Origin of the sequence: Veillonella sp. ACP1, from assembly GCF_000286635.1 — a bacterium.
Lineage (GTDB): Bacteria > Bacillota > Negativicutes > Veillonellales > Veillonellaceae > Veillonella > Veillonella atypica.
The window spans coordinates 1-18,709 of the sequence record NZ_ALKL01000022.1 but is presented as its reverse complement, the minus strand read 5'-3'; the positions used below and the strand labels follow the sequence as shown (position 1 = coordinate 18,709).

Annotated in this window: 20 protein-coding genes; 1 reads left to right on the top strand and 19 read right to left on the bottom strand. The window is 40.5% G+C overall.

Translation table 11 applies throughout. The features are described 5' to 3' along the window. Positions 1 to 81: 81 nt before the first annotated feature. Positions 82 to 687: a hypothetical protein gene (locus tag HMPREF1151_RS07890; RefSeq protein ID WP_005380346.1), complete on the bottom strand. Its 606-nt coding sequence runs from the start codon at positions 685 to 687 to the stop codon at positions 82 to 84. 254 nt (positions 688 to 941) lie between these two features. Next, positions 942 to 1,628 (bottom strand): sigma-70 family RNA polymerase sigma factor, encoded by a 687-nt coding sequence (locus HMPREF1151_RS07885; protein ID WP_009661672.1) that lies wholly within the window; start codon positions 1,626 to 1,628, stop codon positions 942 to 944. 216 nt (positions 1,629 to 1,844) lie between these two features. On the opposite strand from HMPREF1151_RS07885, the gene HMPREF1151_RS07880 reads away from it, so the two are divergent. Next, positions 1,845 to 3,428 (top strand): SIR2 family protein, encoded by a 1,584-nt coding sequence (locus HMPREF1151_RS07880; protein WP_009661665.1) that lies wholly within the window; start codon positions 1,845 to 1,847, stop codon positions 3,426 to 3,428. 203 nt (positions 3,429 to 3,631) lie between these two features. Here HMPREF1151_RS07880 and HMPREF1151_RS07875 read toward each other — a convergent pair whose 3' ends face one another. The 17 genes from HMPREF1151_RS07875 to HMPREF1151_RS07795 all read right to left on the bottom strand — a co-directional run. Further along, complete coding sequence (locus tag HMPREF1151_RS07875) at positions 3,632 to 4,078, bottom strand: helix-turn-helix domain-containing protein (protein ID WP_009661663.1); 447 nt, start codon at positions 4,076 to 4,078, stop codon at positions 3,632 to 3,634. A 33-nt stretch (positions 4,079 to 4,111) separates the two neighbouring features. Next, positions 4,112 to 5,413 carry a glutamate-1-semialdehyde 2,1-aminomutase gene (gene hemL / locus HMPREF1151_RS07870; RefSeq protein ID WP_009661662.1) on the bottom strand — a complete coding sequence of 434 codons (1,302 nt, stop codon included), beginning with the start codon at positions 5,411 to 5,413 and terminating at the stop codon, positions 4,112 to 4,114. Positions 5,414 to 5,422: 9 nt separating this feature from the next. Further along, positions 5,423 to 6,397 (bottom strand): porphobilinogen synthase, encoded by a 975-nt coding sequence (gene hemB / locus HMPREF1151_RS07865; RefSeq protein ID WP_009661677.1) that lies wholly within the window; start codon positions 6,395 to 6,397, stop codon positions 5,423 to 5,425. A 37-nt stretch (positions 6,398 to 6,434) separates the two neighbouring features. Continuing rightward, entirely contained in the window at positions 6,435 to 7,949 is a 1,515-nt protein-coding gene (gene cobA / locus HMPREF1151_RS07860; protein WP_009661668.1) for a uroporphyrinogen-III C-methyltransferase, read from the bottom strand. Continuing rightward, complete coding sequence (hemC, locus tag HMPREF1151_RS07855) at positions 7,946 to 8,884, bottom strand: hydroxymethylbilane synthase (protein WP_009661671.1); 939 nt, start codon at positions 8,882 to 8,884, stop codon at positions 7,946 to 7,948. Before hemC ends, cobA begins: the two co-directional genes overlap by 4 nt. A 1-nt stretch (position 8,885) precedes the next feature. Then, the gene (gene hemA, locus HMPREF1151_RS07850; protein ID WP_009661675.1) at positions 8,886 to 10,160 is read right to left on the bottom strand and encodes a glutamyl-tRNA reductase; all 1,275 of its coding nucleotides are present in this window, start codon (positions 10,158 to 10,160) and stop codon (positions 8,886 to 8,888) included. Beyond that, positions 10,129 to 10,776: a bifunctional precorrin-2 dehydrogenase/sirohydrochlorin ferrochelatase gene (locus HMPREF1151_RS07845; protein ID WP_009661674.1), complete on the bottom strand. Its 648-nt coding sequence runs from the start codon at positions 10,774 to 10,776 to the stop codon at positions 10,129 to 10,131. Before HMPREF1151_RS07845 ends, hemA begins: the two co-directional genes overlap by 32 nt. A gap of 114 nt (positions 10,777 to 10,890) precedes the next feature. Then, on the bottom strand, positions 10,891 to 11,676 hold the full coding sequence (locus tag HMPREF1151_RS07840; protein ID WP_005375694.1) for an RNA-binding protein: 786 nt from the start codon (positions 11,674 to 11,676) through the stop codon (positions 10,891 to 10,893). Beyond that, positions 11,676 to 12,464 (bottom strand): pyrroline-5-carboxylate reductase, encoded by a 789-nt coding sequence (proC, locus tag HMPREF1151_RS07835; protein WP_009661669.1) that lies wholly within the window; start codon positions 12,462 to 12,464, stop codon positions 11,676 to 11,678. Before proC ends, HMPREF1151_RS07840 begins: the two co-directional genes overlap by 1 nt. A 26-nt stretch (positions 12,465 to 12,490) precedes the next feature. Further along, positions 12,491 to 12,985: a cell division protein SepF gene (locus HMPREF1151_RS07830; protein ID WP_005375690.1), complete on the bottom strand. Its 495-nt coding sequence runs from the start codon at positions 12,983 to 12,985 to the stop codon at positions 12,491 to 12,493. A gap of 39 nt (positions 12,986 to 13,024) precedes the next feature. Further along, positions 13,025 to 13,711 carry a YggS family pyridoxal phosphate-dependent enzyme gene (locus tag HMPREF1151_RS07825; protein ID WP_005380354.1) on the bottom strand — a complete coding sequence of 229 codons (687 nt, stop codon included), beginning with the start codon at positions 13,709 to 13,711 and terminating at the stop codon, positions 13,025 to 13,027. A gap of 80 nt (positions 13,712 to 13,791) precedes the next feature. Continuing rightward, positions 13,792 to 14,652 carry a peptidoglycan editing factor PgeF gene (pgeF, locus tag HMPREF1151_RS07820; protein WP_009661673.1) on the bottom strand — a complete coding sequence of 287 codons (861 nt, stop codon included), beginning with the start codon at positions 14,650 to 14,652 and terminating at the stop codon, positions 13,792 to 13,794. 31 nt (positions 14,653 to 14,683) lie between these two features. After that, a complete protein-coding gene (locus tag HMPREF1151_RS07815; protein WP_009661664.1) occupies positions 14,684 to 16,411 on the bottom strand; it encodes a radical SAM protein in 1,728 nt (575 codons plus the stop codon). A gap of 71 nt (positions 16,412 to 16,482) precedes the next feature. After that, positions 16,483 to 17,202 (bottom strand): DUF421 domain-containing protein, encoded by a 720-nt coding sequence (locus HMPREF1151_RS07810; protein ID WP_009661667.1) that lies wholly within the window; start codon positions 17,200 to 17,202, stop codon positions 16,483 to 16,485. 12 nt (positions 17,203 to 17,214) lie between these two features. Then, positions 17,215 to 17,676 carry a DUF3290 family protein gene (locus HMPREF1151_RS07805; RefSeq protein WP_009661666.1) on the bottom strand — a complete coding sequence of 154 codons (462 nt, stop codon included), beginning with the start codon at positions 17,674 to 17,676 and terminating at the stop codon, positions 17,215 to 17,217. Between the two features lie 122 nt (positions 17,677 to 17,798). Then, a complete protein-coding gene (locus HMPREF1151_RS07800; protein ID WP_009661670.1) occupies positions 17,799 to 18,308 on the bottom strand; it encodes a hypothetical protein in 510 nt (169 codons plus the stop codon). 218 nt (positions 18,309 to 18,526) lie between these two features. Further along, the coding region (locus HMPREF1151_RS07795; RefSeq protein ID WP_038141543.1) for an IS200/IS605 family transposase at positions 18,527 to 18,709 on the bottom strand (183 nt) is incomplete at its 5' end.

The window sequence follows — 18,709 nt, the reverse complement described above, 5'->3', positions numbered from 1 at the left end:
AATTTAAACTTTCACAAAAAAATATCGCCATAGAGATAGAAACACGTCTATCATCTATGACGATATAGGTCATACCATTATTTAGTTATCATGAAAATGACAAGCAATATAGAGTTCTGCTAGTACATCTGGATTACCACACATCCGCATATACTCTAGTATACGCCTCACGTAGCGTCGATGTTCCATCATAGCTGCATCTAGTTTTCTCCGCACATAGGTCGGTGGATGTAACAGCAAAATTGGTTCCGTGTGACCACCATGAATATAGCATTGCTGTTCTGTAGGCCCATGGGACACCATATAGGTAAAGGGTACCACAATATTAAAGTATCCATAAGCACCATCCTTGCCTACAGGTTTTCTTGTTTTAAAGGGTATCCAAGTCATATTCACAGACAAGGTACGAGGCTGATTATACGAGGCTCGTTGCCCCATCGTATTATGCAAAGCCCGTAAATCGACGGCTAAATATTTTGCTAGATCATAAAACAGGCGTAACATCGGACGATGTACTAACTCATCTGTGCCATCCGCGTAGTAACATTTGGTTACATTACCACCAGATTTATAGTCTGGAATCATACACCATAGATGGCGGACCATACAATCTTGTAGTACATATTCTCTCTCGTCGTCTACTACATAGGGTGACACATTCGTATGCTCATCATACACTGTTTCCATACAATAGTCTCCTCTTAAATAATACGAACAAACTATATAAGGAATATTCCCACTCTATACATGAACGCGCATTCATTTCGCATTCATTGTATACCTATGTGCTTTTACCTGTAAATATGTAATTTTAAAATATATACCCATAGATTTATCATATTTTTTAATATATGAAGCATGCAACTATATGCAGCCACGTATACTATCTATATCATTTGATTATGTATTATCATCTCCTAACTCTATCTCTAATTTGAATATTACATTACATATCTATACATGTATTCACGTAATATATCCAAGATGCGTTTATGTCGTTGTTGTACCGATTGACGTGAACAATTTTGCTGTCTTGCAACATCCGACAAATTACAACCACGTCCATACATATCGGTAATCAACTGTTGTTGATCCACCTTTAATAAACGCATCGCCCTTCGCAATAAATGATATTGTTGTACTCGTTCCTCACGATGTACCATCTGGTTAGCTACATCTATGGTATCTGGTATTTGATCCATCGCCAATTGTTCATCCCCATCCGCTGTATCTGGAATATGGAATTCATGATTCCATCGTTGTTTAACCCGTTTATAGTGATTAAGATGTTTAAAATGAATAGCCGATTTCACATATCCCGCAAAAGGTACTGTACCAGCTAGATTATAGGTATAAATCGATTCAATAAAGGTGAGCCACAGCATAGCCTCTACATCATCCTCAACGGTACGATTCACCAATAACCGCTCGTATTTTACGATAAGTGGGCGATAGCGCCGGCACAATTCCATCTTAGCCGCCGTACTATCGATAGGTTCACTGGGCACATCACAGATAGGTACTCTCGTCTGGCATACCTCTACCAATGCTTCATCGCGAATCTGTTCAAATCGTGTTACATTTGTTACGTAGTATTGTTCAAAATCTTGTGCAGAATAGAATGTCATTGTAAATCCTTTCCTGCCCGGGCACAGTTGTACTATACCGCAGGAGGAAAGAATTGCAAAACAGGAATAGACTGGAAAATAAAAACATAGCGCTGTTATGTTAGCGACTTTCAATATATCACTTTACACAAACATTTGTTTGTTAATCCCTATTTATGTTTATCATTTTCTGCTATACTAACAGTATAAATATATCGGCTATGAAGGAGGATTTTTATGAATCTGCAAACAGAATCAACCAAAGAAAAATTACTCAATATTGTCAGTTCATTCAATACTACACCATTTTTATTTATTGGCTCAGGTATAACACGTCGCTATTGTAATCTGCCTAGTTGGGATTTATTATTAGAATATTTTTCCAATCTATTAAATCCAAGTAATGAATTTGCCTATGCGAATTATAAACGGCAAGCCAATAATGACTACTCACTATTAGGAAGTATTATCGGAGAAGAGTTTGATAATCAATGGTTTTCTAATCAAGACTTATTCGAAATGTCCACAACGTCTAAAGACTTTATTAAACAAGGGACCTCTCCTTTCAAGTGCGCCATTGCCGAATATCTACAACGCATCATGCTTCATAATCCGGAATATGAAAATGAGGAACATCTATTAAAGGAAATATTAGCTAATAATATATCCGGTATTATCACTACGAATTATGACACCTATATAGAAGATATGATGCCTGAATTTAAAACCTATGTGAGTCAAAAAGATTTGTTATTCTCATCATTGCAACAATTAGGTGAAATTTATAAAATTCATGGGTCCGTTAGTGACCCTAATACAATTGTAATCAACAAAGCTGATTATACTAAATTTGATGAGCAATCAAAATATTTAGCAGCTAAACTACTTACTATCTTTATTGAGTATCCTATTATATTTATGGGATATTCCCTATCTGACCCCAATATACGAAAAATCATATCTGATATCGCTGCTTGTCTTGATACTAAGGCGTTAGAAAAGTTAAGTAATCGATTTATTATGATAACACGGGCTAAAGACGAGGATTCGGATATAAAAATTCAACTCAACCAGTATGAAGTCAACCAAATACATATCCCCATGATTAATATTGAGTTGCGTAACTACGGGGACCTATATGAAGCATTACAAACACTAAAACCATCTGTTCCTATAAAATTATTACGATTATATCGTGAATCATTTTATGAACATACGCTAACCACTACAAAAGTAAAAAATATTCTTGTCAATATTGATGATACGCATGTTAAACCTGATGATTTAGTATTCACATTATCAAAACCTGGAACACGATCATTATTAGGCCTAACTGGTATAGACGCAAAAGATTGGTATCTTAACATCCTATATGATACGCTAAAATTCACAGCAGATGATTTATTGATATACGCTTATCCTAAAGTCTATAAAGATAATAATAAATTACCAGCCTATAAGTTACTAACAGAAGCAACTCATTCTTACCCAGAAATTGAGAATAACTTAAACACAGGAATTCCTGAAAATGCTGGAACTGAGGAAATTGATAGACTATTAAATAAGACCCTAATTAATACAAAATACAAACGAAACTATACTAATGATACCGTCCAAACAATAGTCAATACCTATCCTACTGCTAAGGCAATATGTGAAATACAATATCTTCCACAAGATAATATTAATATTGATGAACTTTACACATTTCTAGATACTGTATATCATGAAATTCCTGATATTTTTTCAGCCCCTATAATTTCTACTGCCTTTAAGAGATTAATCAGATTCTATGATTGGCTAAAATTTGGTAGGTCATAAGTATCAACTACTAATTGTCCACAAAAACAAAAAAGAGCCTAGATGACGTTCATAGCAAATCTATAAACGACCATCTAGGCTCCTTTTATTATTGTTTTATGGTGTAAACAGTTATGAGTACGTCCAAAGTCTAGCTAAAGACACACTATAATGTTCACAAGTTCAGTATAGGGTATATCCGCATGGCTGTCAATATTATCTTATCATTTTTTCCCGCGACTCACCGCAAGGTTTGCCCCCAACAGACCTCCCCGATTGATATGAGGATGGCGATGTGAGGTACCTTCTTTGATGGATGTTATACGAGATCGTTGAAATTTTTCAAACACTGTATCTAATTCTCGCAAGAGAACCTTCTTTTGCGATGCTTTTAATTCATACAAGTCCCCTTTGAACTTAATATGTGTATCCTTCACAGCGGTGCTAATGTCATAAATGCGTTCTTGCTGTTCATTATTAATATTCACGAGTTCATCTAAGGTCAGCTCATAGTAACGAGCCAACGCGCACAGTGTATCGAGGTCTGGTTCTCTATAGCCAGTCTCGTAATTGGACAATGCTGCATTACTAATGCCTACAGCCTTGGCGACTTCGATTTGGCTCTTTCCCATGCGTACACGAGCCCGTTTTAAGTTCTTGTAAAATTGCATGTTCATCACCCATATCGATTCTATCTAATAGTATTACATTGTTTCACTAATCATTTTGAAAGCTTCCTCTGCAACAGCCAATGTTTTATCGATTTCTGCGCTCTTATGGCACATAGACACAAAGTTGCTTTCAAATGGACTTGGCGCATAGTAAATACCATGGCTCAAGTTATGATGGAAGAATGTCTTGAAATGGTCCGCATTGCATGCACTAGCGTCATCAAAATTGTGAACCGATTTATCTGTAAAGAACAAGGTAAACATAGAACCCACACGTTGCACCACAGCTGGCACATTGTATTTCTTAGCCAATTCTTCAAGGCCATGACACAATGCTTTTGTGCTATCTTCCACTTGTTTAAAGATGGTTGGGTCTCGTTGCAACATAGATAATGTAGCAAGGCCTGCCGTTACAGCCACAGGATTACCACTCAAAGTACCAGCTTGGTAAATAGGGCCGGATGGTGCTACTTCGCTCATGATTTTGCTAGAACCGCCAAATACAGCAAGAGGCATACCACCGCCAACGATTTTACCAAGGCACGTCAAATCGGGTTTAATATTGTATAGTTTTTGAGCACCACCGCTGCTAGCGCGGAATCCACACATAACTTCGTCAAAGATTAATAGGGCACCATGTGCCTTTGTTACATCGCGCAAGGTTTCAAGGAATCCTTCTACTGGTGGCACACAGCCCATATTACCTGCAACAGGTTCTACGATAATACAAGCAATGGTATCGCCCATTTCATCGAATAATTGTTTAACCGCATCAATATCATTGTATGGCAATGTGATGGTATTTTCTGCAACTCCCTTTGGTACGCCTGGGCTATCTGGTACGCCAAATGTAGCGAGGCCAGAGCCGGCTTTCACCAATAGGGAATCACTATGACCATGGTAACAGCCAACAAATTTAACGATACGGTCGCGGCCCGTATACCCACGAGCTACGCGCAATGCGCTCATAGTCGCCTCTGTACCAGAGTTAACGAGACGGACCATTTCCATAGATGGCATGAAGGCTTGGATTTTCTTAGCCAATTCAGTTTCTAACAGTGTAGGCGCACCATAGCTTGTACCACGAGGAATAGCCTCTTGCAAACTAGCTACGACCTCTGGGTTCGCATGGCCCAAAATCATAGGGCCCCAGCTCAACACGTAGTCGATGTATTCGTTATTATCAATGTCATAGATACGGCTGCCGCTAGCGGAGCTAATAAATGGAGGGTTTGAGCCTACGCTGCGATAGGAGCGAACAGGACTATTAACGCCACCTGGCATATATCGCTTTGCTTCGTCAAACGCTTTTTCTGATTTACCTAGTTGTAACATAGTCACTCCTTATTGTTTAAGCCAACGTGCCACATCAAGGGCATGGTATGTAATGATAATCTTAGCACCAGCCCGTTTCATGGAGAGCATCGTTTCCATAACAAGGCGTTGTTCATCGATGAGACCAGCGGCTGCAGCCGTTTTAACCATCGCATATTCGCCGGATACATTGTAGACAGCCAATGGTAATTCATAACGGTCACGGGCTTCGCGAACGATATCTAAGTAGCACAATGCTGGTTTAATCATGATGATATCCGTACCTTCAGCGATATCGAGTTCAATTTCACGCATTGCTTCTAATCGATTAGCCGGATCCATTTGATATGATTTACGGTCCCCAAATTGTGGAGCCGAATTAACCGCGCCACGGAATGGACCATAGTAGGCAGATGCATATTTTGCAGCATAGCTCATGATGGATACATTGGTAAAACCAGCTTCATCAAGAGCTTCACGAATAGCACCTACACGGCCATCCATCATATCAGATGGCGCCACCATATGAGCACCTGCTTGCGCTTGGCTAACCGCAACCTTGCACAATAGAGGTAATGTTTCATCATTTAAGATTTCGTGATGATCTATCATGCCGCAGTGACCAGTAGATGTATATTGGCATAAGCATACGTCTGCAATGACCAAGAGATTTGGCACCGCTTCACGGATGGCTGTAATCGCTTGTTGTACCGGTTGAGACATATCCCAAGCAGAGGAACCTTGTTCATCCTTATAGGTAGGAATGCCAAAGATTTCTACACCACGAATGCCGAGGTCATAAGCCTCTTGCGCCACCTTTACCGCTTCGTCTACGGATAAATGGTATTGTCCTGGCAATGTGTCGATTTCTTTTTTTATCCCTTCACCAGGAACGATGAATAATGGATAAATCAAATCAGTTGTATCTAATGTTGTTTCTCGTACTAAATCACGCATTTCTGGAGAAGTGCGCAAACGGCGAGGACGATAGGTTAAATCGTACATAGTAAATTTCCTTCTTCCGTTTAATAATGACAGTATATTAGTTAGCGCAGTCTTTCACGATTGTATCTACAAGACCTTCTGTCGTATATACAGGACTAATGATATCTACCTTTAAACCTGCACTCATAGCCGTAGCGGCCGTAATAGGTCCGATGCACGCAATTTTTGTATGTTCTAATAGTGAAAGTGCATCTTCACCCAATAAATCTAACGTATTGGTAACTGTAGAGGAGCTAGTAAATGTAATATAGTCGACATGACCATGTTGCAATGCATCTACTAATGCCTCTTGTTGAGATGTATCTTGTTGCGTTTCATACAAGCGCAAGATATCTACGTCGATATCTAAGTGACGCAATTCACGAGGAATTACTTCACGAGCCTTCTTAGGTTGAATTAATAGCACTGTATGTCTAGGTTTAACATGCTGTTTCAATGCATCAACAACGGATTCAGCCTTATAATCTACAGGGATAATATCCGGCGTAATGCCATAATTCGTCAACGCCTTAGCGGTAGCACTGCCGATAGCACATACCTTAGCATAACCTAAGGAACGCGCATCCTTGCCTTCCCCGTACAATGCATCAAAGAAGTAGCGTACCCCTTCAGCGGATGTGAATACGACACAAGAATAGCGATCTACGCCATGTAATAAACGTTTATCTTCATCAAATAATTCTACAGGCTCTGTTTTAATAGCTGCTGCTTGGATAACATTGGCTCCTTGATTCATGAGCATATCACGGAATTTACTAGCTTGAGAGCGAGCACGAGTTACCACAATCGTTTTGCCGAATAATGGCTTGTTATCGAACCATTGCAATTGTTCACGCAAGTTTACAACATCGCCTACGACGATGATGGCTGGTGCCTTTAGTTGTGCCTTTTCTACGTCTTCTACAACATGTTCTAGTGTGGAAACAAGCACCTCTTGAACAGGTTTAGTCCCCCAGCGAACGAGAGCCACTGGTGTATTAGCAGGACGGCCATGAGCTATCAATTTTTCTGCAATCGTAGGTAAATTGCCTACGCCCATGACAAAGCAAAGTGTATCCACTGCTGTGGCAAGACCTTCCCAATGGATGCCAGACACCGCTTTTGTTGGGTCTTCATGACCAGTAACAACCGCAAAGGATGTGGCCATAGCGCGTTGTGTTACAGGAATACCTGCATAAGCAGGTGCTGCAATAGGCGATGTAACACCAGGTACAAATTCAAAAGGAACACCGGCCTCACGAAGGGCCATGGCTTCTTCCCCACCGCGACCAAATACGAGTGGATCACCACCCTTTAAGCGGGCTACGATTTTGCCTTCTTTGCCCTTTGCCACCAATAATTCGTTGATTTCCCATTGGTGCATGGTGTGGTCTTTGCATTGTTTCCCTGCATAAATCAATTCTGCATCAGGTCTAGCCCATTCTAATAGATGAGCATCTGCTAAATAATCATATACGATAACGTCTGCACGTTCGATGCATTCCTTACCTTTTACAGTGATTAATTTAGAATCTCCAGGGCCTGCGCCGATTAAATATACTAAACCTGTCATTTTATGATTCCCTCCTTAACAAGGGCTTCCACAATGTGTTTGCCCCCTTCTTCATATAAGGCTTTCGCAAGGTTTTTGCCTAACATAACCCCTTTCTTAGCAGGTCCAGACAATTCTCCTTCATATACAGTTTTACCATCCAAGGACGCAATGAGCGCTTTCAAATTAAGCTGTCCTTTTTCAACAGTTCCATATACGCCCATCGGCACTTGGCAGCCACCATTGAGTTGATTTAAGAAACTACGTTCCCCCTCTACGGCAAGGCGTGTTGGTTCGTCGTCTATTTTTGAAAGCATGTCTAACATCTCAGCATCGTCACTGCGACATTCAATGGCTAATGCACCTTGACCCACAGCAGGAATCATTTCATCCGCCGTAAAGACTTGTGTGATTCTATCATCTAAACCGAGCCGTTTAAGGCCTGCTTGTGCCAATACGACGCCATCGAGGCCTTCTGTTTCAATCTTGCCAAGACGGGTTTGTACATTACCTCGGATGACTTCGATTTGTAGGTCTGGACGGCGATGCAATAATTGGGCTTGACGACGTAAACTACTGGTGCCAATACGCGCTCCTTCTGGTAATTGGTCCAATGTTTTATATTTAGGACTGACCAAAGCATCGAATGGTACTTCCCGTTTGGAAATAGCACCTAATGTAAGGCCATCTGGCAATTCTGTAGGCATATCCTTTAAACTATGAACGGCGATATCGATATCACCAGCATGCATAGCCGCCTCTAATTCAGCAGTGAATAAACCTTTGCCACCTACTTCGGCAAGGGGCTTATTCAAAATGCGGTCCCCTTTTGTGTTAAAGTGAACTAACTCTACGGTAACCCCCGGGTATAAGCGTTGCAATTCACTTTTTACATATTCTGACTGCCATAAGGCAAGAGCACTCTTTCGAGTTCCAATTCTAATGTGGTTCCTCATACTACGAGCCTTCTTTCTCGAGATTAAACATATCTTTGAATAAATCCCAATATAAACCTTCTTCTTGTGTACCGGCGATTTCATTGAAATGAATCATCGGTTCTCTTAGCATTTTTCTAACGATCATACGACTCATAGAATCAATGATGCGACGCTCTTTATCGGAAATATCCGGCAATTTAGCCAGCGCTCGATGTAATTCACGGCGACGAATACGGTCAGCCTTATCCGTCAATAGCGCCATCATAGGGCGTACGGATAAATAACTAAACTTTTCTAACACTTCATCGATGGCTTCGTGAATAATCGGTTCAGCCCTCTTCGCTTCTTCCTCGCGTTGTTGTTTATTTTCTTCTACAACGCTTTCAAGAGCATCGATATTGAATAGGTACACACCTTCAATATCCGCAACGACAGGATCAATATCACGTGGTACTGCAATATCAATCATCACGATGGGACGTCCATGACGCAATGAGGCAATCCGTTTTGCCTCTTTTTCACCAATGATATAATGCGGTGCCCCCGTCGATGTAATGATGATATCCGCATGTTCCGCTTGTTCTACATAGTGATCTAATTTAATGGCTTGCCCATTAAATTTCTTCGCCAAGGCTTCCGCTTTGGTAAAAGTTCGATTTGATACGAATATGGTTTTTACGCCCTTTGATTGTAAGTGTGTAGCTGTTAACTCACTCATCGTACCAGCCCCTAAGATGAGGACTGTTGCTTCTGAAAGTGGTTTATCTAGGCTATCTTCCGCCAAGTTAACCGCCGTGTAACTAACAGACACAGGTGTATTCGCAATGCCTGTATTGGTCCGAACCTTTTTACCAACGCTAATAGCGCGTTGGAATAGAATATTAAATACGGTTCCCGTAAAGCCTGCACTATAGGCCGCGATATAGGCACCTTTCAATTGGCTAAGAATCTGCCCTTCCCCCAACACTAGGGAGTCAAGGCTAGCAGATACGCGGAATAGATGTTCTATACACGCTTTCTCTTCATAGAAGAAAAATGCGGATTCATCAATTGTATCGGCATGTTTTAAATGCTTTAATACATCGAGCATATACGCTTTAGGAGATTGTACATCTTCTAATACGGCATAAATTTCCGTACGATTGCAAGTCGATAGAATGACGCATTCTGAAATTTTTTCGTATTCATAGAGTCGATTTAAGGCGCTTTCTACCTCGTTTTTTTCAAACGAGAAACGTTCACGCACCTCAACGGCAGCACTTCTATGATTTAGTCCTAATACCACTAATTGCATGGTGTAGTTTCTCCTCTATCAAAGGCCATTGTCCCTTAAGAATAGCCTGAAATTCAGATTCGCCTAGATGAGTGCGCCAAAAACGGCTACGCTCCTCTACGCTAGGGATAAGTAACTTTACCTCTTCCCTCATAATTTTAAGTCTCGGTATGGCAATTTGCAATATATTATAACGATTCATCATATCTTGTTTCACAAGACGATTAATACGTGGTCCCCCATTATTAGCACTAATCGCAACATGCAAATCACCCATATCGATTGTTGATGGTACTGTGAAATCACAAGCTGTAGCATTATCGGCACGATTGACTAGTATGCCATTATTGCGTGCTATAGCTTCGATATAATCATTAACAGCTTTATTATCTGTACAGATAAACAATAATTTACATTGTTTTACAATGTCTATATGGTCATCGCTAAACACTGTATTGTGCCAAATAAATCTGTTATCCTCATGCCAAGCTTTCATCTGATCTGTTATAACGGGGCTAATGACAATGCATTGACAGGGCTCGTCTAAGCATAATGCTAGACGTCGTTCAGCCACGGCGCCACCACCTACAAATAAAATGGTATCACTCGCTGTAGTTTGTATTGTTAGAGATATCATAATGAACCTCGCATAATTGATGATACCGCTTATGTATACCTACATATGGAACTATAGATATACATAAGCGGTATAAAAAATCGGCTTGATGAATCAAGCCGATTGCTTATTTGCTTACATAAATCGTTTAAGGTAAACGCCGATACGTCCCTTACGGGATGTGCCCGTAATAGCCTCTACCTTCATTCGGCCACGACCACGCATAGAGATGATATCCCCTTCTTTGACCTCTTGGGATGGCCCCTTTGCAGGTTGCCAATTTACTTGCAATAAACCGGCATTTACAGCGCTCACCAATTTGGTACGGGATACGCTAAAGCCAGAGCTTGCTACCGCATCCAATCGAAGTGATGCAACGGTAGTACGCACTTCTTTAATCTTTTCTTCTTTTGGTGCTATCTCATCTAACTCCATCGGAGTTACAGATACGGCAACCATAGCAATCTTTGTAAAATTTTGCACTACAAAATCTGCTACAGCGCTATCTACGAGAATTTGTGCGCCCCCTTGGCCCATAATAATATCGCCAAATTTCGAGCGATCAATGCCAAGTCCCATTAAAGAACCAAGCACATCACGATGATTTAACAATCTAAATCGTGGATCCCAAGATACCTTCAAGGGAATGATACCCATATCTACTGTACCTTGAAAATGACTATCTACAAAGGCGATACGAATACGTTCCGCCCCTTCATAGCCGCCATAGGATTGAACGAGTAATTCAGGATAAGCCGCCTTAATTGCATCAGCGATAACAAGACCGGCAGGACTTGTAAAGTCACAAACGCGATACGGTTTTCCCTTTACCACTTGTTCTGCTAAATCAAGCATACGGCGCGCTTCTTCACCGCTACCGCTTGCTTCAAAATATCTAATTAATTTACTAGTATCAGCCATTATTTCCCCAATTCATTGGAACGAGCTAAACAAGCAACAACCCCATCTTGTAGGGCACTGCGCAAGCCACCTTTTTCCATAGCTCCAATGCCAGCAATCGTAGTGCCGCCAGGGCTAGTCACTTGATCGCGCAATATAGCAGGATGTGTGTTGGATTCTAATGCCATTTTACCAGCCCCATACATCGTTTGGGCAGCCGCCTTAATCGCCAATTGACGAGGTAATCCAATGCGGACTCCCGCATCAGCCAAGGCATCTAAAATGACAAACATATATCCTGGGCCGGCACCAGACAAAGCGCCTAATCGATCTAGGTCAGCTTCACTGACAACGGCTACTTCACCAACCGCATTAAATAAAGCCTCCACGTGAATTGTATCAGCTCCATTATCCGCAGTCAACGCAGTCATACCACATCCAATAGATGCTGGAGTATTCGGCATGGCACGGTACAACACCGCGGTTGGTAATGCTTTGCGCAAGGTATCTAATGTTACGCCAGCTGCCACAGATATAACCGTAGCACCCGCTTTCACAGATGTTAATTGGCTCAATACAGATGGTAATACCTGTGGTTTAACAGCTAAGATAATCGTATCAAACTGCGCCATATCAGGTAATTCTACAAAACCTGTAACGCCCAATTCGTCAACTAATTCGTCGCGATGTTCAGGGCGACGCACTACGATTGATACATCATCTCTACGTAATATACCTTGTGAGAGTGCACCTCGTAAAAGGGCACCACCCATGGCTCCTACGCCTATACATACTGTTTTTCCCAACATAGTATCACCACTTTTTCTATACCGGATTATTTATTTTGCCAGTTAAATTCTTGTTGTTCAGTTGTTCCACTTTCAGATTCATTATTATAATCAATGGATACATTAACAGGTACGCACATGAAAATGTCTTTGCCTACCTTTTCCAATTTGCCATCTAATGCAAATGTTGCACCAGATACAAAATCAACGATGCGAGCTGCTTCGTGAGGATCTGTATTTTCAAAGTTAATCAATACAGGGCGCATGTCACGCAATTGATGAGTGATGCTTTCAGAATCTTCAAAAACCTTAGGTTCGATAACAACTACTTTCATGGCTGTTGGACGTTGTGTCATAGTGGATGTGCCTCCTACCTTACGTGGATGGAACTCAGATGCAGCTGCTGTTGGTGCTACTGGTGGCACGTCCTCTGCATAGTCCTCATCATCTTCATATTCATACTCATCATCATAATCATAACGGTCATCATTATTAATGCCGATAAAATTTTTGATTTTTTGCCATTGTTCTCCCATAGACATGGTAATCCTCCTAATATACTCACACTGTTATATTCCCAATTAGTTATATACACGTTCCCCAAAGATGGCAGTGCCTACACGCACGATGTTAGCCCCTTCTTGTAAGGCTATTTCAAAGTCATGTGTCATCCCCATCGACAAATATTGTATATCCCCATCAGGGAAATACCCTTTCATATCTTCATACAAAGCATGTGCCACTCTAAAGATAGGTCTTGCATCCTCCGGATTTTCGAAAAACGGAGCCATGCACATCAACCCTTTAACGCGTACATGCGGTAAGGTCTTCGCATAGTCTCGTATGTCAGGAAAATCCTCTACGGACATACCAGACTTACTCGCTTCGCGAGCTACATTGACTTGTAACAATATATCTTGTACCTTATCATGCTTAGCAGCTACCTTTTCGATTTCATCTAATAGTTTCTTACTATCTACAGAATGAATCAAATCAAACATCGGTACCGCTTGACGAACCTTATTAACTTGTAAATGGCCAATTAAATGCCATACCAATTTAGGTCCTGTATAAAGCATTTGTTTTTCTTTTGCCTCTTGCACGCGATTTTCGCCCACATGAGTGCATCCAAGGCGAGCCACTTCCTCTACAGCCGTTACAGGATGATTCTTTGTAACCGCAACAAGTAACGCCGTATCCGTGCGCCCTACGCTAGCCATTGCATCAGCCATGCGTTGTTGGATTTTATGAAGGGATTCTTCAATCATATGATCCTCCCATATAGTAACGTATAAATAAATATCCTATAGACTTATATTATATAATATTTAACCAATAATGTATATCTTTACCGTTTTTCGAGCATACCAAATAATGCCATACGACCAGTTTTGCCATGTTCACGACGATAGGAAAAACAATTCTCATCGGTCATACTATCGATACCACCAATACAGATTTGGTCCTTTGGAACACCTCGTTGCAACAAATCTTCTTCGATAAATCGCCATAAATCAACATGTGGTGTCGCTTTCGACGCACCATCTCTAACGATATATCGAACTAATTCATCACTATTGGCATCAGTTATTTTCTTCCACTCGTCTGTGAAAGTATCTGCCAGTTCTTGATTAACCTCAAAGGATTCAGGTCCAATGCTAGGACCTAAATATACATAGCAGTCTTCAAAGCGCGTACCAAAATCTCGTTGCATCGCCTCTATGGTGATAACCGGTAGATGGCCTATAGCACCGCGCCATCCTGCATGAACGGTAGCCACCACATGATGCACTGGATCGTAAATGCCTACTGGTACGCAATCGGCAGTAAATAAGAATAATGGAATATTTGGTATATCCGTATAGATTGCATCACAATCTGGAATAGCAGTATCAGAACTCATAGCACCAGCACCGATTAAATCTTCTGTAATGCGTACTGCATTGAGTCCATGCACCTGATTACCACAGGTAATGCGGTCTGGCGATACACCTAAATGATCAGCCACAATGCTGCGGTTATCTAATACATCTTGTAATGAATCTTCTATGTGAGTAGCTAAATTTAGAGATTCACATGGCTTCTTAGATACACCACCATGACGATATGTATCCCCCATAACTAGAGGAAATTGATTGGCCCAGTTAGGCATTTCAAAAGACCATTTACGATCATCATTTGTATTTACATTTACAACAGTAATATCCATACGACTGTTCCTCTACTATTTATTTCTCGAATCACTTACACACGCCACAGCGCTTACACCCTTCCATACAAGGCGGTGTATACGCTTCATCAACTGCCCGTTGCCATTCTTGTTCTAAATAACCATTTCTTAGACCCATATCCAAATGAGACCAAGGCAAATAATCCTCGAACTTGCGTTCCCGATAATTACAGTCATCCATGTCGAGACCGGCTTTTTTCATTTCAGATTTAAAGGATTTGCTACCTCTATCTAGAGCACATGCAGCGAGTACCTTGCCTAAGCGGCGGTCACCTCGGGCGAGTACACCTTGGATATATGCTTCTTTAGGAGACTCAACGAGTACCTCGATGCGACGATTTTTTTGCAATGATTTCTTAATATATTGTAATTTCTTTTCTACACTCTTTTGATGATCCATAGCCATCCACTGGAATGGTGTAAATGGCTTTGGTATAAATGGATTAATGCTAAGTGTTAAGCGACCTTTACAGCCCACCTCAGCCATGTGAGCTTGTGTACGTTCAGCTAGCCCAATGATGGCATCTATATCTTCATCAGTTTCCGTTGGCAGGCCAATCATAATATAAAGACGCATATGCTGAATGCCAGACTTAGCGGATAACTGAGCCGCAGTACGGAGATTTTCTTCACTAATCCCCTTGTTTATGACACGGCGTAATCGTTCACTACCTGTTTCTGGTGCAATAGTAATTGTCTTTTGTCCACTTTCAGCCAATCCATCGACAACGGCTTGTGTCAAGGAATCGGCGCGCAAGGATGCACAAGAATAACGCATATCCTTAGAGCGAATATAGGTTACGAGCTCATCAACCTCTGGATAATCGGAAATGGCCGCCCCCATAAGACCTACCTTTTTCCCTAACTTTTCTGCTCTATCCACGCCTTCTTTCAAAATATCCAGTGGTCGTACACGCGGTACGCGGAAACAATACCCAGCCATACAGAATCGACAATGGCGGCCACAGCCTCGAGCTACCTCAATGATATACATGGCACCAAACTCGGTGAAATTCGTAGCAATTACCGTTTCACCTCCACTCGTTAGAGGCTCAAAATGGCGTCGTATAATTTTAGGGGCACCATCTGCTATATCATAGCCAACAAAACGCTTATTATCGTCATATCGAGGCGTATATAAAACAGGTACATATACACCATCAATTTGAGCTAGTGCAGAAATCGTTTCTTCTCGGCTTTCACCATGCTCACGACCCTTGCGAATTCGTTCTAACACAGCAGTAACGATACCTTCCCCTTCACCGATGATGAAAGCATCAATAAAGTCCGCAAAGGGCTCAGGATTAAATGTCGCACAAGGACCTCCGGCAATGACGATAGGATCAAAGCCAGTTCGATCTTCACTCATAACAGGTACCCGACCATGACGAAGCATAAGAGGAATATGGAAATAATCCATTTCAAAGGTCACATCAAAGGCTACCACATCAAACTGATGCATAGGTCGTTGCGTTTCAACACTCATAAGCGGAGTTTTCGTCTTATCATAGGCATCTAGTTCCTTTTTCTCAGGTAAGAATATCCGCTCACATACACTAGCCGGATGGCGATTAATTTCCTCGTAAATAATATGAAGTCCCAAATTGCTCATGCCAACGAAATATGTATTTGGATAGACAATGGCAACCTTTTGCTCTGCATGAGGATTAATAGTTACACGACTATCTTCATCTTTATAAAGTTCTTGTAATCGATCAATTAAATCTTTACGGTTCACTAATTTCCTTTCTATATAAGCCCACTACGAATAGTGGGCTTAACAACGCTCTATATATATAATTCAAGAGATTATATTTTAGATTTTATTATATCCTTTGTATGAGTAGTCTTAGTTTTAATTGTTTTTACCAATTGAGGCCGATGTTTTTTCTCATACGGATACAATACGACTTTACCATCTCTGTATTCCGCAATGTAGATATCCTTAATAGAATACCCTTGTGCCTGTACCTCTTGTTCTAGCCATTCTTTATCTTTTTCAATTACATCAAGAGTAAATTGATTAATTTGACCATCATTAATCAAATCAAAACGAATATTTTCTTCACCGAACTGAACAACACTAAGCTGACCATTTTGCTCTAATACGGCGCGCTTAACATCTGCTACATATTGAACACCAGCTGTGCGAAGTTTTAGTTTTAACTCAGCCGATTGAATGCCATAACGCATACATTCTTCAGTTAAGACATGACCTTTTTCAATAACAATTACAGGATGACCATCTAGAATTGTTTTAAAGAATCTAAGATTGCCTTTTAAGAATTTAAGCGTCATTACGAGAATAGTCCATAAGATGAGAACTAACATAAATTGTAAAATACCAATCGCATCATTATAGATGATGGCACCGATAATACCGCCGAGTACATAGTTTTGTAATTGGTCTAAGGCTGAGGTAGGCGCCAAATTACCTTTACCCATTAAATTAATTTGTAAAATAATCGCCAAGAGACCTATGGCGAGTTTGGCAAAGACCATCCCATAGACGGCCATAGCTTCTGTCATATGTGGTCCTCCTTATGGTAATACATCCGCTTTATCATGAATTCGGTCTGTAGGACTTACTGTATACACACGAGTGATTGTATAGGTAGTAAATTCAGGATTAAATTGCACCTCATAGTATGCATCGCTAACCTTTAAGATCATACCATTACGTACCTTTAAGGAATTAACAGCTAATTGACCTTCATCAACACCACGGTCTGCACTAAAGGAATGCAAGAATTGAGCCATTCTAGAAGAATCTTCAGAGTAATTCTTCATACGACCATATTCTTGATATTCTAAGCCTAAGAAAAATACAATAATTAAGGATAATATAACAGTTAAATCACGGTAACGGCTTGTAAAACCATTACGCAAAACTTGAATGCCTATTCCGAGAAGGGCTAATAAAACAACTACAAAGATAACGAACCCTAATGTATGACCAGATGCGATTTGGCTTTCCACATAGGAAACGGTATAGAAGTCCATAATTATGCTCCTTTCATATATCCTTTTATTATATCACAAATAAATATGATAATAACCAACAACGATTTATAAAAAATAGAGCTACCACAATGATAGCTCTATTAAACAGTTACTATACTAATTTATTTACATTCACGGTACACGATGATATAAGCATGAGTATTCGCTGTAAAACCAGATTCTAATTCTAGTTCAACTTCTAAAACGGCATCGTCAACGTCACCTTTATAATACGCATTACGTTGTTCTGCGGAATAGAAATACATAGCCGCATTATATTCATTACCTGCTTGTACTGGAATTGTGATGGTAACAGGCTGTGTTTCAACATTCTTTGTTTTAGTACCCACATTATCCGTCGTGTAATATACGGATTCAATGGTATGTTCTCCTGGTGTTAATGCCATAATGACTTGACCATATTGACCAGTTTTATGATCAATAGTAGAAAGGTCCTTACCATCAACCTTTACAGATTTACCATAAATATGAAGAATCGCTTTATTAGCATTCTCTTGTACAAATTGTTGTTCACCGGCTTGTCGTTTTTTATTGAACTTCATAAATACGGCAAACAAAATGGCCCAAATGACTGCAACCGCCACGATGATAATAATAGTTGTAGAACTCATAGTATCTCTCCTTATACCAAAATATACTACATTGATTCTACGTTAACTATATCATACGTACTTGTATTTCTCAAATCATAACCACCCGTTGAACGGGTGGTTTGCTCTGACCCTATAAGGGTCTTTCTCTAGTGGTGGCCCTCTAAAGAGGGCTTTGAATGATCTGACAACCACTCTATTACCACTGGCTGCCCCCTACTCGGGGGCTTTTATTTTGCCTATTTTACCGGCTCACACGTAAACGGGTCGGTATATTCTTTAAAGTTTAATGTATCTTGTGCTATATCTTCTTGTAATTGATTGCGAATATACTCTTTTATCGCTCCTTCGTATCTTCCCACTGTATCCACATAATATCCTCTACACCAGAAATGTCTATTTCCATACTTATATTTTAAATT

Bases quoted from the DNA above. Each gene is read 5' to 3' on its own strand.
- HMPREF1151_RS07890 (WP_005380346.1), bottom strand. From the start codon at position 687: ATGGAAACAGTGTATGATGAGCATACGAATGTGTCACCCTATGTAGTA.
- HMPREF1151_RS07885 (WP_009661672.1), bottom strand. From the start codon at position 1,628: ATGACATTCTATTCTGCACAAGATTTTGAACAATACTACGTAACAAAT.
- HMPREF1151_RS07880 (WP_009661665.1), top strand. From the start codon at position 1,845: ATGAATCTGCAAACAGAATCAACCAAAGAAAAATTACTCAATATTGTC.
- HMPREF1151_RS07875 (WP_009661663.1), bottom strand. From the start codon at position 4,078: ATGCAATTTTACAAGAACTTAAAACGGGCTCGTGTACGCATGGGAAAG.
- hemL (WP_009661662.1), bottom strand. From the start codon at position 5,413: ATGTTACAACTAGGTAAATCAGAAAAAGCGTTTGACGAAGCAAAGCGA.
- hemB (WP_009661677.1), bottom strand. From the start codon at position 6,397: ATGTACGATTTAACCTATCGTCCTCGCCGTTTGCGCACTTCTCCAGAA.
- cobA (WP_009661668.1), bottom strand. From the start codon at position 7,949: ATGACAGGTTTAGTATATTTAATCGGCGCAGGCCCTGGAGATTCTAAA.
- hemC (WP_009661671.1), bottom strand. From the start codon at position 8,884: ATGAGGAACCACATTAGAATTGGAACTCGAAAGAGTGCTCTTGCCTTA.
- hemA (WP_009661675.1), bottom strand. From the start codon at position 10,160: ATGCAATTAGTGGTATTAGGACTAAATCATAGAAGTGCTGCCGTTGAG.
- HMPREF1151_RS07845 (WP_009661674.1), bottom strand. From the start codon at position 10,776: ATGATATCTCTAACAATACAAACTACAGCGAGTGATACCATTTTATTT.
- HMPREF1151_RS07840 (WP_005375694.1), bottom strand. From the start codon at position 11,676: ATGGCTGATACTAGTAAATTAATTAGATATTTTGAAGCAAGCGGTAGC.
- proC (WP_009661669.1), bottom strand. From the start codon at position 12,464: ATGTTGGGAAAAACAGTATGTATAGGCGTAGGAGCCATGGGTGGTGCC.
- HMPREF1151_RS07830 (WP_005375690.1), bottom strand. From the start codon at position 12,985: ATGTCTATGGGAGAACAATGGCAAAAAATCAAAAATTTTATCGGCATT.
- HMPREF1151_RS07825 (WP_005380354.1), bottom strand. From the start codon at position 13,711: ATGATTGAAGAATCCCTTCATAAAATCCAACAACGCATGGCTGATGCA.
- pgeF (WP_009661673.1), bottom strand. From the start codon at position 14,652: ATGGATATTACTGTTGTAAATGTAAATACAAATGATGATCGTAAATGG.
- HMPREF1151_RS07810 (WP_009661667.1), bottom strand. From the start codon at position 17,202: ATGACAGAAGCTATGGCCGTCTATGGGATGGTCTTTGCCAAACTCGCC.
- HMPREF1151_RS07805 (WP_009661666.1), bottom strand. From the start codon at position 17,676: ATGGACTTCTATACCGTTTCCTATGTGGAAAGCCAAATCGCATCTGGT.
- HMPREF1151_RS07800 (WP_009661670.1), bottom strand. From the start codon at position 18,308: ATGAGTTCTACAACTATTATTATCATCGTGGCGGTTGCAGTCATTTGG.